The 12,280-nt window shown below is 66.2% G+C and carries 11 protein-coding genes; 7 read left to right on the forward strand and 4 right to left on the reverse strand.

All coding sequences use genetic code 11. The features are described from left to right. The coding region (locus V3B46_RS18105; RefSeq protein WP_197616391.1) for an IS3 family transposase at positions 1–99 on the forward strand (99 nt) is incomplete at its 5' end. Between the two features lie 468 nt (positions 100–567). On the opposite strand, the gene V3B46_RS18110 is transcribed toward V3B46_RS18105, so the two are convergent. Further along, entirely contained in the window at positions 568–1,980 is a 1,413-nt protein-coding gene (locus V3B46_RS18110; RefSeq protein ID WP_154262199.1) for a DEAD/DEAH box helicase, read from the reverse strand. Positions 1,981–2,886: 906 nt separating this feature from the next. Between V3B46_RS18110 and V3B46_RS18115 the strand changes: the two genes are divergently transcribed. After that, a complete protein-coding gene (locus V3B46_RS18115) occupies positions 2,887–3,876 on the forward strand; it encodes a fumarylacetoacetate hydrolase family protein (RefSeq protein ID WP_329892536.1) in 990 nt (329 codons plus the stop codon). A 14-nt stretch (positions 3,877–3,890) separates the two neighbouring features. Continuing rightward, the gene (maiA, locus tag V3B46_RS18120) at positions 3,891–4,559 is read left to right on the forward strand and encodes a maleylacetoacetate isomerase (RefSeq protein ID WP_329892537.1); all 669 of its coding nucleotides are present in this window, start codon (positions 3,891–3,893) and stop codon (positions 4,557–4,559) included. Between the two features lie 45 nt (positions 4,560–4,604). Here the strand turns inward: maiA and V3B46_RS18125 are convergent, their stop codons facing one another. The 3 genes from V3B46_RS18125 to V3B46_RS18135 all read right to left on the reverse strand — a co-directional run bounded on the left by V3B46_RS18125 (position 4,605) and on the right by V3B46_RS18135 (position 8,581). Next, complete coding sequence (locus tag V3B46_RS18125; RefSeq protein WP_329892538.1) at positions 4,605–6,065, reverse strand: UdgX family uracil-DNA binding protein; 1,461 nt, start codon at positions 6,063–6,065, stop codon at positions 4,605–4,607. Beyond that, positions 6,046–7,323, reverse strand: a complete 1,278-nt coding sequence (locus tag V3B46_RS18130; RefSeq protein WP_329892539.1) for a putative DNA modification/repair radical SAM protein — start codon at positions 7,321–7,323, stop codon at positions 6,046–6,048. Before V3B46_RS18130 ends, V3B46_RS18125 begins: the two co-directional genes overlap by 20 nt. A 130-nt stretch (positions 7,324–7,453) precedes the next feature. Continuing rightward, entirely contained in the window at positions 7,454–8,581 is a 1,128-nt protein-coding gene (locus tag V3B46_RS18135; protein WP_032127971.1) for a PilT/PilU family type 4a pilus ATPase, read from the reverse strand. A 121-nt stretch (positions 8,582–8,702) separates the two neighbouring features. Between V3B46_RS18135 and V3B46_RS18140 the strand changes: the two genes are divergently transcribed. The 4 genes from V3B46_RS18140 to V3B46_RS18155 all read left to right on the forward strand — a co-directional run bounded on the left by V3B46_RS18140 (position 8,703) and on the right by V3B46_RS18155 (position 12,181). Continuing rightward, on the forward strand, positions 8,703–9,068 hold the full coding sequence (locus V3B46_RS18140) for a DUF4398 domain-containing protein (protein ID WP_049398394.1): 366 nt from the start codon (positions 8,703–8,705) through the stop codon (positions 9,066–9,068). Further along, a complete protein-coding gene (locus V3B46_RS18145; protein ID WP_100437815.1) occupies positions 9,065–9,949 on the forward strand; it encodes an OmpA family protein in 885 nt (294 codons plus the stop codon). Before V3B46_RS18140 ends, V3B46_RS18145 begins: the two co-directional genes overlap by 4 nt. Before the next feature lie 324 nt (positions 9,950–10,273). After that, a complete protein-coding gene (locus V3B46_RS18150) occupies positions 10,274–10,510 on the forward strand; it encodes an HP1242/YdcH family protein (RefSeq protein ID WP_295554770.1) in 237 nt (78 codons plus the stop codon). A 300-nt stretch (positions 10,511–10,810) separates the two neighbouring features. Further along, positions 10,811–12,181 (forward strand): pyridoxal-phosphate dependent enzyme, encoded by a 1,371-nt coding sequence (locus tag V3B46_RS18155; RefSeq protein WP_329892540.1) that lies wholly within the window; start codon positions 10,811–10,813, stop codon positions 12,179–12,181. Positions 12,182–12,280 lie beyond the last annotated feature (99 nt).

Genomic DNA, 12,280 nt, shown 5'->3' on the forward strand with positions numbered 1-12,280 from the left:
GTGGAATACATCCAGTACTACAACGAAGAACGCATCAAACTGAAACTGAAAGGTCTGAGCCCGGTAAAGTACCGGGAGCAGGCCCAATCGGCCGCGTGACCCCGTCCAAGTCTCGGGGGTCACTTCACCCTGGGGGCTCGATGGCGCCATCCTTGGCGCCAACGGTCCTGGCTGAGGCCCCCTGCCTCCCATGACAGTTTCCTGCGGGCGCGGACGCATCAGACCCCAAGGCGGGAGCAAGGGCAAATACAAAAGCAAAAGCAAAGCCAGGAATTGCGACTTCGGCTTTTGCCTTTGAAAATTTGAATTTGATCTTTCTTCTCCTGGCTACCCGGCGGGAGAAGAAGGCGCAGGCAATGCTTGAAGCGGATGGGCATGGGGGCAGCGCAGAACCGTTGGCGCCATGGATGGCGCCAACGGTTCTGCGCTGCCCCCATGCCCATTCGCCCTCGGTACTGCCACCGCGTGCTTTATCACCCGGTAGCCCGCAACAAAAAAGGACGGCGCGTCAGCGCCGTCCCTCGATAGCCCCCGCGCAGCGGGAAGCACCCTCGATGTCAGCTGGGATCAGCCAGCGCGACCACCGCCGCCACCCTGGCCACGACCACGGCCGCCACCATTGCCACCACCGCCACGGCGCTGGCCCTGGCCGGCACCTGCACGCTGCTGGCCATTGCCACCGCCCTCGCGACGGCCGCCACCGGCCTTCTTCGGGCCCGCATGCGCATGGCGTGGCGCATCGCCGTGTGGACGGCGCGCGTGGCTCTTGCGCGGTGCGCGCTCGCCGGTATCGTGCTCGGCCTTGCCCGGCGCACTGTTGCCCCAGCGGATCGGCGTCTGCAGCTCGAAGCCCGGCACATCGCGGATGTCCATGTCGCGGCCCAGCAGGCGCACGATCGCGCGCAGCAGCTTCACTTCATCCTGCGCCACCAGCGAGATCGCCTGGCCGGTCGCGCCGTTGCGGCCGGTGCGGCCGATGCGGTGCACGTAGTCCTCGGCCACCATCGGCAGGTCGAAGTTGATCACCTTCGGCAGCTCGTTGATGTCGATGCCGCGCGCGGCGATGTCGGTGGCCACCAGCACGGTCACACGGCCGGCCTTGAAATCGCCCAGCGCACGCAGGCGCTGGCCCTGGCTCTTGTTGCCGTGGATTGCCGCGGTCTTGATGCCCGACTTTTCCAGGAACGTGGCCAGCTTGTCGCTGCCGTGCTTGGTGCGGGCGAACACCAGGGTCTGCTCGCGGCTGTCCTGCGCCAGCAGGTGCAGCAGCAGGTCGCGCTTGCGGCCGGCATCGACCGGGTGCACGCGATGGGTGATGGTTTCGGCCACGGTGTTCTTCGGCGTCACCTGGATCTGTTCCGGGTTGCGCATGAACTCCAGCGCCAGCTGGCGGATGTTGTCCTCGAAGGTGGCCGAGAACAGCAGGGTCTGGCGGTTCTGCTTCGGCAGCTTGGCCAGGATGCGCTTGATCGACGGCAGGAAGCCCATGTCGAGCATGCGGTCGGCTTCGTCCAGCACCAGCAGCTCAATGCCGGACAGGTCGATGCTGCGACGCTCCAGGTGGTCGATCAGGCGGCCCGGGCAGGCGACCAGCAGGTCGACGCCGCGGCGCAGGATGTCCAGCTGGTTGCCCATGCCGACGCCGCCGTAGATGCAGGCGCTGGGAATGCGCAGGTACTTGCTGTAGCCGCGCAGGCTGTCATGCACCTGGGTGGCCAGCTCGCGGGTCGGGGCCAGGATCAGCGCGCGCGGCCTGCGCGGGCCGCTGCGGACTTCCTGCGAGGCGGTGCCCAGGTGCTGCAGCAGCGGCAGGCCGAACGCGGCGGTCTTGCCGGTACCGGTCTGTGCACCGGCCAGCAGGTCGCGACCGGCCAGCGCCAGCGGGATCGCCTGCTGCTGGATCGGGGTCGGGTTTTCGTAGCCCTGCTCGGCAAGCGCACGCAGCAGGAAGGGCGCCAGGCCCAGCGATTCAAAAGACATTGAGATTGCTCCAAGTACAAGAAACGCCTGTCCGAACGGACAGACGGGGGCAGATCAAACTGATCGGCTGACTCGGAGCGTTCCCGTGAACCGCGCTGCGAGAATTGGGTGCAGCCGGCGCGAAGCGCAGGCTGGAATGCGTGACGAACGGCGTCGGAGTGGGGGCGGGCGAAGAGGGCGGACCCAGGTCGCCGGCGGTCCCGGAGGGAAACGGACGGCCGCTGCAGACCCTGCAAGTCTAAACGAAGTTTGAGACTTCACGCAAAAAGGCCTGTTCAGGTAGGGGGGCTCTCTGCAGGGCTGCGCCCTGCACCCGCAGAGGCTGAAGCCGAAGCCGAAGCCGAAGCAACAGCAAAAGCTGGCTTCCTGGGGGTTGGCGGGGTGGGTCCGGTTGCGGGGGACGGCGTGAATACGTCCATGTAGCCTCGGTCGCGCCATCCATGGCGCTCACGCCCCCGCAACCGGCCCCACCCCGCCTTCGACAGTTGGCCGCGAGCTGTTGGGACAGCGTCCGCTCTGGTAGGTGTCGACCTTGGTCGACACGGATGAATTCATTCGATATCTGACAGATTTCATCCACGCATGGCGTGGATCTACTGGCCACCGGCCAACTGTCGAAGGCGGGGTACTGTGGGTTTTCGGGGTGTGAGCGGCATGGATGCCGCGACCAAGCCCCCATGGACGGGTTAACGGCGTCCCCGCAAACCCACAGTGCCCCGCCATCCCACGGAATGCCCGCTGTTGCTGTTGCTTAGGCTGTTGCCCTGGCTTGAAGCAGGTGCAGGGCGCAGCCCTGCCGAACCCCCCTCCTGCGGTAGGGTGGGCCGATGCCGCGCTGCAGCTTGGCGTCGCCACAGATTTGATTACACTTGAAACTTGTTTGCCCACGACTCCGGACACCCACCCATGAAGCTTGGTTCTTTGAAGGAAGGCGGCCGCGACGGCACCCTGATCGTCGCCTCGCGTGACCTGCGCCACGGCGTGCGCGCCACCGGCATTGCCGCCACCCTGCAGCAGGCCCTGGAGGACTGGAGCCACATCGCGCCGCGCCTGAACGCCCTGTACGAATCGCTCAACGCGGGCGACGCCGATGGCGTGTTCGACCTGGACCCGCAGGCGCTGGCCGCGCCGATGCCGCGCGCCTATGAGTTCGTCGATGGCAGCGCCTACCTGCCGCATGTCGAGCGCGTGCGCCGCGCCCGTGGCGCCGAGGTGCCGGAGAGCTTCTACACCGACCCGCTGATGTACCAGGCGACCAGCGCCGGTTTCTACGGTCCGCGCGACGCGGTCAAGGTGGTCAGCGAGGACTACGGCATCGACCTGGAAGCAGAGATCGTGGTGATCACCGACGACGTGCCGATGGCCGCCACCCCGGAACAGGCCGCGCGCCATATCCAGCTGGTCGGCCTGGTCAACGATGTCTCGCTGCGCAACCTGATTCCGGGCGAGCTGGCCAAGGGCTTCGGCTTCCTGCAGTCCAAGCCGCGCTCGGCGCTGTCGCCTGTGTTCGTCACCCCCGATGAGCTGGGCGCCGCGTGGCAGGACAGCAAGGTGCACCTGCCGATGCTGACCCACATCAACGGCCAGTGGTTCGGTGCGCCGGAAGCGGGCGTGGACATGCAGTTCAACTTCGCCCAGCTGGTCGCGCATGCGGCCAAGACCCGTCCGCTCAGCGCCGGTACCATCGTTGGCTCGGGCACCATCGCCAACGAAGACACCAGCAAGGGTGCCTCCTGCTTCGCCGAGCAGCGCGTGGTCGAAACCCTGCGCGACGGCAAGCCGAGTACGCCGTTCATGTCGTTCGGGGACGTGGTCCGCATCGAGATGCTCGATGCCGCCGGCAACAGCATCTTCGGTGCGATCGAGCAGCGCATCGAACAGGCGACCAGGCCCTGAGCAGGGAGGCGGCGATGGAGATCCCGGTCGACGACGGCATCGTGCTGTACACCTACTGGCGATCCAGCGCCGCCTACCGCGTGCGCGTCGGCCTGGAGCTGAAGGGCCTGGCCTGGGAAGCCCGGCCGGTGCACCTGGTGCGCGACGGTGGCGAGCAGCACCTTGACGCCTATCGCGCGCTCAATCCGCAGCAGCTGGTGCCCACCCTGCTGCACGACGGGCATGCGCTGACCCAGTCACTGGCGATCCTCGAGTATCTGGATGAGCGCTTCCCGCAGGTACCGTTGCTGCCGGCCGATGCCGCCGGCCGTGCGCGGGTGCGTGCGCTGGCCCAGCTGGTGGCCTGCGACATCCATCCGATCAACAACCTTCGGGTGATGCAGTACCTGGAACGCACCCTGCAGCTGCCGGCCGACGCCCGCACGCAGTGGACCCTGCACTGGATGGCCGAGGGCTTCGTTGCCATGGAGGCAATGCTCGCCGACAGCAGCGCTACGGGCACCTTCTGCCACGGTGACCACCCCGGCCTGGCCGACATCTGCCTGCTGCCGCAGCTGTACAACGCACACCGCTTCGGCCTGGATCTGGCGCCGTACCCGACCCTGCGCCGCATTGAGGCCGCCTGCCTAGCGCTGGACGCGTTCGAGCGCGCGCGCCCGGAAAACCAGCCCGACGCCGCCTGAAAGTAGAGGGGGCGGAGGGGATTAAGTCGTTTGTGCACTTACGACTTAATCCCCTCCGTCCCCTTTTTGTTGCAATCGGGCCAGATCATCGCGGAACAGCCGGTAGGCGTCCTCGCGGCGCGCATCGTCGGTCTGCCGCAACACCCATGCCGGGTGCACCGTGGCATAGCCGCGGGTACCGTCCTCGAGGGTGTGCCAGCGCCCGCGGTCGCGTGAGAGGTCGAAATCACGGCCGAATACCGAGGCTGCCGCTGTCGCGCCGAGGCACACGATCACCTGGGGCCGCACGCGCGCGATCTCACCCATCAGCCAGGGGCGGCAGGCCTGGATGTGCCGGCTTTCCGGTCGCTTGTGCAGTCGCACCTTGCCACGCCGTTCATGATGGAAGTGCTTCACGGCGTTGGTGAGGTACAGTGCCGCGCGATCGATTCCCAATTCGGCCAGCGCACGGTCCAGTAGCTGACCGGCAGGACCCATGAACGGCTGTCCGCGCAGATCCTCGGTGTCGCCAGGTTGTTCCCCGACCAGCATCATGCGGGCGTCTGCAGGCCCCTGCCCGAACACGGTCTGCGTGGACTGCTCCCACAGCGGGCACTGGCGGCAGGTGCTGGCCTGTCCGCGTAGATTCTCCAGACTGAAGGCATCCGTTGCTGGCATCGCAACACCTGCACGCAAGGGGATCCTGCGCTGCGGTGCCTGCGCGGGACGGTCGTGCATTTCCTGCACGCGGTCGGCCGCATCGCGCACCAGGCGTGGCAGCAGCTGGGCCTCCGGCAGGTGGCGCCAGTACTTTGCAGGCATCTCCTGCATCATCATCCGTGTATTGAGTCGCGCCGGATTGAAGATGTTGGCGTAGTAGGTCTGCCACAGTGATTCGCGCGCATCCTCGGCCGGGGCATCCTCGCGCCGTGCGCCGGGGCCGAAGGCAAGCGCCTGCCCATCCCATGCGACGCTGCGCGAAGGCGTGAGGATCGCCCAGCGCATGCCGGTGAAGCGGCGTGCGAAGAAGGGCGCGACCCGGTCGACAATGTGGTGCTGTGGCTCAAACCAGGCGATGAACGCATCAGGCTGGCCAGGCACCTCGCGGAAGCGCACGAATGCCTTCATCTTGTGCGTGTCACGGCGGACGGCCTGGGCGAGCGCCGTTGCGCGCAGGACATCGGCGTCGGCGGGGTTGCTCAGCACCGAACGCTCGCCATGGACGATGCGCCACAGCAGGCGATACAGCAAGGCCAGTCGCTGGGGGTCGCGATGGCACAGGCAGGTGGCCGCCAGTTCCAGGAAATCGCGGGGCACGTTGGGTGCACTGGCATCAGCCAGCATCGGCGCCCGCTGCACGGCCGGCGCATCCAGCAACGACGTTTCGCTCCCTTCCAGCCAGTCCAGCTGAGGCGGGGCCACGCCTCGCAGCAACGCTTCGCGCGCAGCATCGCGCCAGGCCTGCAGCGACCACTGCGGGTCCACCCGCAGCGACCAGCGCTGCGCGTCAGGCGGCGGGCGTTGCATCAAACAGCGATCCCTGACGAGGCGGTGGGGCCAACTGCGCGCGCAGCGCCGCCGGATCGTCCAGCGATTTGCGTGGATGGTGGTCAGCCAGCTGCACAAACGGAAGCAGTTTGCTCATCGGTGCCTTCAGGCGTGCTACATCGGCAACCCGCAGGCGACCGTGGCGGCGTGCCATCAGCACCCGTTTCACGTTGCGCACGCCCAGCCCGGGTACGCGAAGCAGCATTTCCTTCGGCGCGCGGTTGAGATCCACGGGAAAGCGCTCGGGGTGACGGATCGCCCAAGCCATTTTCGGGTCGATATCCAGGTCGAGCATGCCGTCCTGGGTGGTATCGGTAATCTCATCCACGCCATACCCGTAGAAGCGCAGCAACCAGTCGGCCTGGTAGAGGCGATGTTCGCGCTGCAGCGGAGGCGGTTGCAGTGGCAGCTGCCGGCTGGCGTCCGGAATCGGGCTGAACGCGGAGTAGTACACCCGGCGCATGCGGTAGTTGCCGTACAGCGCATCGGCGCTGGCCAGGATCTGTTGGTCGTTGGCCCCGTCCGCGCCGACGATCATCTGCGTGCTCTGCCCGGCTGGTGCGAAACGGGGAGGGCGTGGACTGCGGCTGGCCCTCGGCGCCACCGCTGCGGGGGCTTTGCGCGCCTCCTTGGCTTCCTCGATGCGCCAGCGTAGTTCGCCCATCGCGCCGCGTATCGAATGCACCGTCTTCTCCGGCGCCAAGGCACTCAGTCCCGCTTCGGTGGGCAGTTCGACGTTGATCGACAGGCGGTCGGCGTAGCGCCCTGCACTGGCCAGCAGTTCCGGCGATGCCTCGGGAATGGTCTTCAGGTGGATGTAACCGGCGAAGCGATGCTCCTCGCGCAGCTGCCGGGCCACTTCCACCATGCGTTCCATGGTGTAGTCGGCGTTGCGGATGATGCCGCTGGAAAGGAACAGCCCTTCGATGTAGTTGCGCTTGTAGAAATCCAGGGTCAGCGAGACCACTTCTTCCACGCTGAAGCGCGCGCGCGGTACGTTGCTGGAAAAACGGTTCACGCAGTACGCGCAGTCGTACACGCAGAAGTTGGTCAGCAGGATCTTCAGCAGGGACACGCAGCGGCCATCGGGCGTGTAGCTGTGGCAGATGCCCATACCCTCAGTGCTGCCGATGCCGCCACTGGCGCGTGAATCGCGCTTGCCCGAGCCGCTGGAGGCGCAGGAGGCGTCGTATTTGGCGGCATCGGCCAGGATGGCCAGCTTGCGGATGGTTTCCATTGAGGAAACCTACGGATGAGGGGTCTCAATGGATGAGACCGCCCCTGAACGCTTCAGAAAAAGGGGACGGAGGGGATTACGTCGTAAGTGCATATACGACTTGATCCCCTCCGTCCCCTTTTTCGTGCACTCAGAACCCGTGAGTGATGCTTGGCTGCCCGGCCGAGAAATCCGCGTACGGGTCGTGCTCGCCACTGCTGCCTTCGGACAGGCGGAACTTCAGGGCCAGGCCATCGCGCGAGTCGGCCGCGCGCAGCGCTTCCTCCTGCTCGATGATGCCCGCCTTGGCCAGACGGAACAGGCACTGGTCGAAACTCTCCATGCCTTCCTCCAGCGAGCCTTCCATCGCCGCCTTGATCTCGTGCACCTGGCCGCGGCGCAGCAGGTCACGGATCATCGGCGTGTTGATCAGCACCTCGGTGGCTGGCAGGCGACGGCCCTCCTTGTTCTTCACCAGGCGCTGGCTGATCACCGCACGCAGGTTCAGCGCCAGGTTCATCAGCACGTTCTTGTGCGCGCTTTCCGGGAAGAAGTTGAGGATGCGCTCGATGGTCTGGTCGGCATTGTTGGAGTGCAGGGTGGCCAGGCACAGGTGGCCGGTCTCGGCGAAAGCGATGGCGGCCTCCATCGTTTCCGCGTCCAGGATCTCGCCGATCAGGATCACGTCCGGCGCTTCACGCATCGCGTTCTTCAGCGCGTTGTGGAAGGCATGGGTGTCCAGCCCGACCTCGCGCTGGTTGACGATCGACATCTTGTGCTTGTGCAGGTACTCGATCGGGTCCTCGATGGTGAGGATGTGACCGGTGGTGGTGCTGTTGCGGTGGTCGATCATCGACGCCAGCGAGGTGGACTTGCCGGAACCGGTGGACCCCACCACCAGCACCAGCCCGCGCGGGGTCATGATCACGTCCTTCAGCACCTGCGGCAGGTTCAGCTCTTCGATGCTCGGGATGCGGCTGCGGATGGCGCGGATGACCATGCCCACCTCGCCGCGCTGCTTGAACACGTTGACGCGGAAGCGCCCGGCATCGGGCAGGGCGATGGCCATGTTGAGCTCCAGCTCGCGCTCGAACTGCGGCACCTGGCCTTCGTCCATCAGCGAGTAGGCGATCTTCTTGACCATGCCCGGCGGCAGGCCGGTGTTGCCCAGCGGATAAAGCTTCCCCTCGATCTTGATGTAGACCGGTGCTCCGGTGGTCAGGAACATGTCCGAAGCGTTCTTTTCGGTCATCAGCTTCAGGAAGTAGCCGATATCCATTGCGAATTTTCCCCAACGAAACGGCCGACGCCCGTTGCCAGCACGGTGTCGGCTTGACGACAATGGCCGTGAACCGACAACCGGTACGGCCTCCCCAATGAAACGACTTAGCTTCGCACGAATGCGCCATGGCCTGTATGTGATGGCGTTTGCATTCGCACTGTCTGCCCCCGCCTGGGCGCAGGACGGCGCACTGGAACTGGCCCAGGCCCGGCAGGCGGTCGACAAGGCCACCCAGGCCGACGCCGACCAGTACGCCCCGGACCTGATCGGGCTGGCCCGGCAGGGGCTGGAACAGGCCCAGCGTGCTGCCGGCGACCGCCGCGAGCGCAAGAACGCCCCGGCGATCGCCCTGCGCGCCGCTGCCGATGCCGACCTGGCCCGCGCCCGCAGCGAGGAAGCCACCGTCACCGCGCAGCTGCAGCTGCGCCGCAACGAGGTCAACCAGCTGCAACGCCAGCTGTCGACCGGGGAGGACCGCCGGTGAAGCCGATGACTGCCACAACCCTGGCTGCGCTGCTGGCGCTGCCGACCCTGGCCCTGGCCGCCGACAACCCGATGGTGGCGCAGCTGAGCCAGCGCCTGATGGCCATCCAGGCCAATCCCGACACGGCTGAGCTGGGCGCCTTCGAGCGCATGCAGGCCCAGCAAGCCATCGCCACCCTGGACAAGGCCAAGCGCCGCGACCAGGAGCTGGCCACCTACCTGGCCGAGCGCCGGGTGGAGATTGCCGAGACTGCCGTGCGTGCCGCACTGGCCGCGCGTGAGGTCGATCGCCTCGAGCGCACCCGTAGTGATCTGCTGATCGAGGCCAGCCGGCGCGATGCCGCCCGTGCCCGCCAGGAGGCCGAGCAGCTGCGCATGCAGGCGCAGATGCAGGCCGAGGAGGCTGAGCGCCTGCGCCAGGCCGCCGAGGCCGAGACCCTGGCCCGCCAGGACGCCGAGAATGCCCTGACCAGTGTGGCCGGCAAGCAGCAGCAGCGCCTCAGCGCCGCCCAGCAGAACGCCGCCAAGCTGGCCCGCGAGGAAGCCGAGCTGGTATCCGGGCAGAAGCTGCCGGGCTCGAAGTTCGATGGCCGTGGCGAAGTCTTCACCTTCAATGGTGACGCATTCGCCGCCGGCGCCTCCAGCCTGTCCGGTGGCGCCCGCAACCAGGCCAAGGCACTGGCCGAGTACCTGAACATCGGCAAGAAGGGCCGCCTGCGCATCGAGGCCTACGACAGTGCCAACGGCGTCGGCCAGAAACGCGCCGAAGCGCTGCGTGATGCCCTGGTCGCGGCCGGTGTCGCCAGCAACCGGATCCAGCTCAGCGGCAAGAAGGCGGCGTCCACCCGGGCACGCTCGGCCGAGGTCATCATCGCCCCGTAATTGTTTGATATTGTTTGTTTTTCGTTGCGATGAGCATTCAGCCTGAACCCCGCCCCGGCGGGGTTCGGTCTTTTTGCCGCAGGGGTCTTGTACCCCGCCTTGAGCAGGCGTAGGGTCAATCGTCCGGGACGCAATGCCGCGGACCGGACGATGGGAGGGCCGGGCCGATGCAAACAGGGCGCGAACCGCAGCAGATCGACGTGCGCAGGCCAGTGCCGCAGGTCGTTGCAGGCGTCCAGGTGGGTATCGACCGGCGCTCCTCCATGAACAACGCCCCGTGCCTTGCGGCCGGGGCGTTCGTGTATCTGTCGAAGGAGGTCCATCATGTTTGAAGATCAGCCCCAGAGCGAGATCGACGCCCGTCGCGCGCGCGATCCGGAGTTCAGGGCACTCCATGACCAGCACCGCAAGTTGAACAAGAAGTGCATGGACGCGGAGTTGGGTGTACTCCCGATCGATGATGTCACCCTGGGTCGCATGAAGCGCGAGAAGCTGCTGGCCAAGCAACGACTTCTGCGAATGTACGAAACACCGCTCGCAACGACGTCCCCCACGCTTTGACGCACCCCGTCGCGTCCGGATCGGCGTGACCCGGCCATAGATGGCCCCGCCGGGCGCTCCTGCCCCGGCATCGCGGCACCGCCGATGAGGCGGCCGCGCCAAGGCACCACAGGCCGTGGTGCCTTGGCCTGCAGGCACAGCTCACCGATGCGGGCGGTACCGGTCTCCTCGTCGATCCGGGGCCGTCCGCATCTCTTTTTTACGGTGGACGGACAGCGGCCCTGCCGACCTGACTTTCATCGCCATCCGTCGGATAATCATCGGTCCGGCCCTGTGCGGCGCGAACCGAAAGTCCTCCGAATGCCCATCCATTCTTCCGTCCTCGAACTCATCGGCCAGACCCCGATCGTCAAGGCCCAGCGCCTGGACACCGGCGTCTGCGAGCTCTACCTGAAGCTGGAGAGCGCCAACCCGGGCGGATCGATCAAGGATCGCATCGGACTGTCGATGATCGAGGCGGCGGAAAAGCGCGGCGACCTGAAGCCCGGTGCCACCCTGGTCGAGGGCACGGCTGGCAACACCGGCCTGGGCCTGGCGCTGGTGGCCCAGCAGAAGGGCTATAAGCTCATTCTGGTCGTTCCCGACAAGATGAGCCGGGAAAAGATCTTCAATCTGAAAGCGATGGGCGCCGAAGTGCGCCTGACGCGCTCGGACGTGGCCAAGGGCCATCCGGAGTACTACCAGGACCTGGCCAAGACCATCGCCGAGCAGACCCCGGGCGCCTACTTCATCAACCAGTTCGGCAACCCGGACAATCCGGCCGCGCATGAATTCGGTACCGGCCCGGAAATACTCGAGCAGATGGGCGGCGACCTCGACGCCATCGTGTTCGGCTGCGGCAGCTCCGGCACCATGACCGGCCTGTCGCGCGCCTTCGCCAAGCTGTCGCCGAAGACCGAGCTGGTGCTGGCCGACCCGGTCGGTTCGATCCTGGCCGAGTACATCAACGACGGCAATCTGAACGACAAGTCGGGCAGCTGGCTGGTAGAAGGCATCGGTGAGGACTTCCTGCCATCCATCTCCGATTTCAGCCGGGTCAAGAAGGCGTACGCCATCAGCGACGCCGAGAGCTTCCACACCGCACGCGAACTGCTGGGCAAGGAAGGCATCCTCGGTGGCTCGTCCACAGGCACCCTGCTGGCCGCCGGCCTGAAGTACTGCAAGGAGCAGACCACGCCGAAGAAGGTGCTGGTGCTGGTGCCGGATACCGGCAACAAGTACCTGTCGAAGATGTACAACGACTACTGGATGCTGGACAACGGTTTCCTGCAGCGCCCGCAGCACGGCGACCTGCGCGACCTGATCCTGCGCCCGTACGGCCAGCGCGACACCGTGGTGATCGGCCCGAACGACCTGCTGACCACCGCCTACCAGCGCATGAAGCTGTACGACGTGTCGCAGCTGCCGGTGATGGACGGCGACCAGCTGGTCGGCATCGTGGATGAAAGCGACGTGCTGCTGCATGTCTACGGCGATGAGGCCCGCTTCCGCGACCCGGTGGCCACCGCGATGGTCAGCAAGCTGGACCGGTTGGACGTGAAGTCGCCGATCGAAGCGCTGCTGCCGGTGTTCGACCGCGGCCAGGTGGCGATCGTGATGGACGGCGACACTTTCCTGGGCCTGATCACCCGTATCGACCTGCTGAACTATCTGCGTCGGCGTGTGCAGTAAACCGCTGATCGCAGACGTTCACTGCTGAATCCTGGTTTATCCGCGTCAAAGGTCGTTAAGGCCGCGCTGGTAGACTTCCGCACCTTCGATGGCGCCGTG

Origin of the sequence: Stenotrophomonas sp. SMYL11 (assembly GCF_036320005.1) — a bacterium.
GTDB classification, from domain to species: Bacteria; Pseudomonadota; Gammaproteobacteria; order Xanthomonadales; family Xanthomonadaceae; genus Stenotrophomonas; species Stenotrophomonas maltophilia_A.

Coding starts and splice junctions, on each gene's coding strand:
- V3B46_RS18130 (WP_329892539.1), bottom strand. CDS start 7,323: ATGGAAACCATCCGCAAGCTGGCCATCCTGGCCGATGCCGCCAAATAC.
- V3B46_RS18140 (WP_049398394.1), top strand. CDS start 8,703: ATGCGCCATGGCCTGTATGTGATGGCGTTTGCATTCGCACTGTCTGCC.
- V3B46_RS18125 (WP_329892538.1), bottom strand. CDS start 6,065: ATGCAACGCCCGCCGCCTGACGCGCAGCGCTGGTCGCTGCGGGTGGAC.
- V3B46_RS18155 (WP_329892540.1), top strand. CDS start 10,811: ATGCCCATCCATTCTTCCGTCCTCGAACTCATCGGCCAGACCCCGATC.
- V3B46_RS18150 (WP_295554770.1), top strand. CDS start 10,274: ATGTTTGAAGATCAGCCCCAGAGCGAGATCGACGCCCGTCGCGCGCGC.
- V3B46_RS18110 (WP_154262199.1), bottom strand. CDS start 1,980: ATGTCTTTTGAATCGCTGGGCCTGGCGCCCTTCCTGCTGCGTGCGCTT.
- V3B46_RS18135 (WP_032127971.1), bottom strand. CDS start 8,581: ATGGATATCGGCTACTTCCTGAAGCTGATGACCGAAAAGAACGCTTCG.
- V3B46_RS18115 (WP_329892536.1), top strand. CDS start 2,887: ATGAAGCTTGGTTCTTTGAAGGAAGGCGGCCGCGACGGCACCCTGATC.
- maiA (WP_329892537.1), top strand. CDS start 3,891: ATGGAGATCCCGGTCGACGACGGCATCGTGCTGTACACCTACTGGCGA.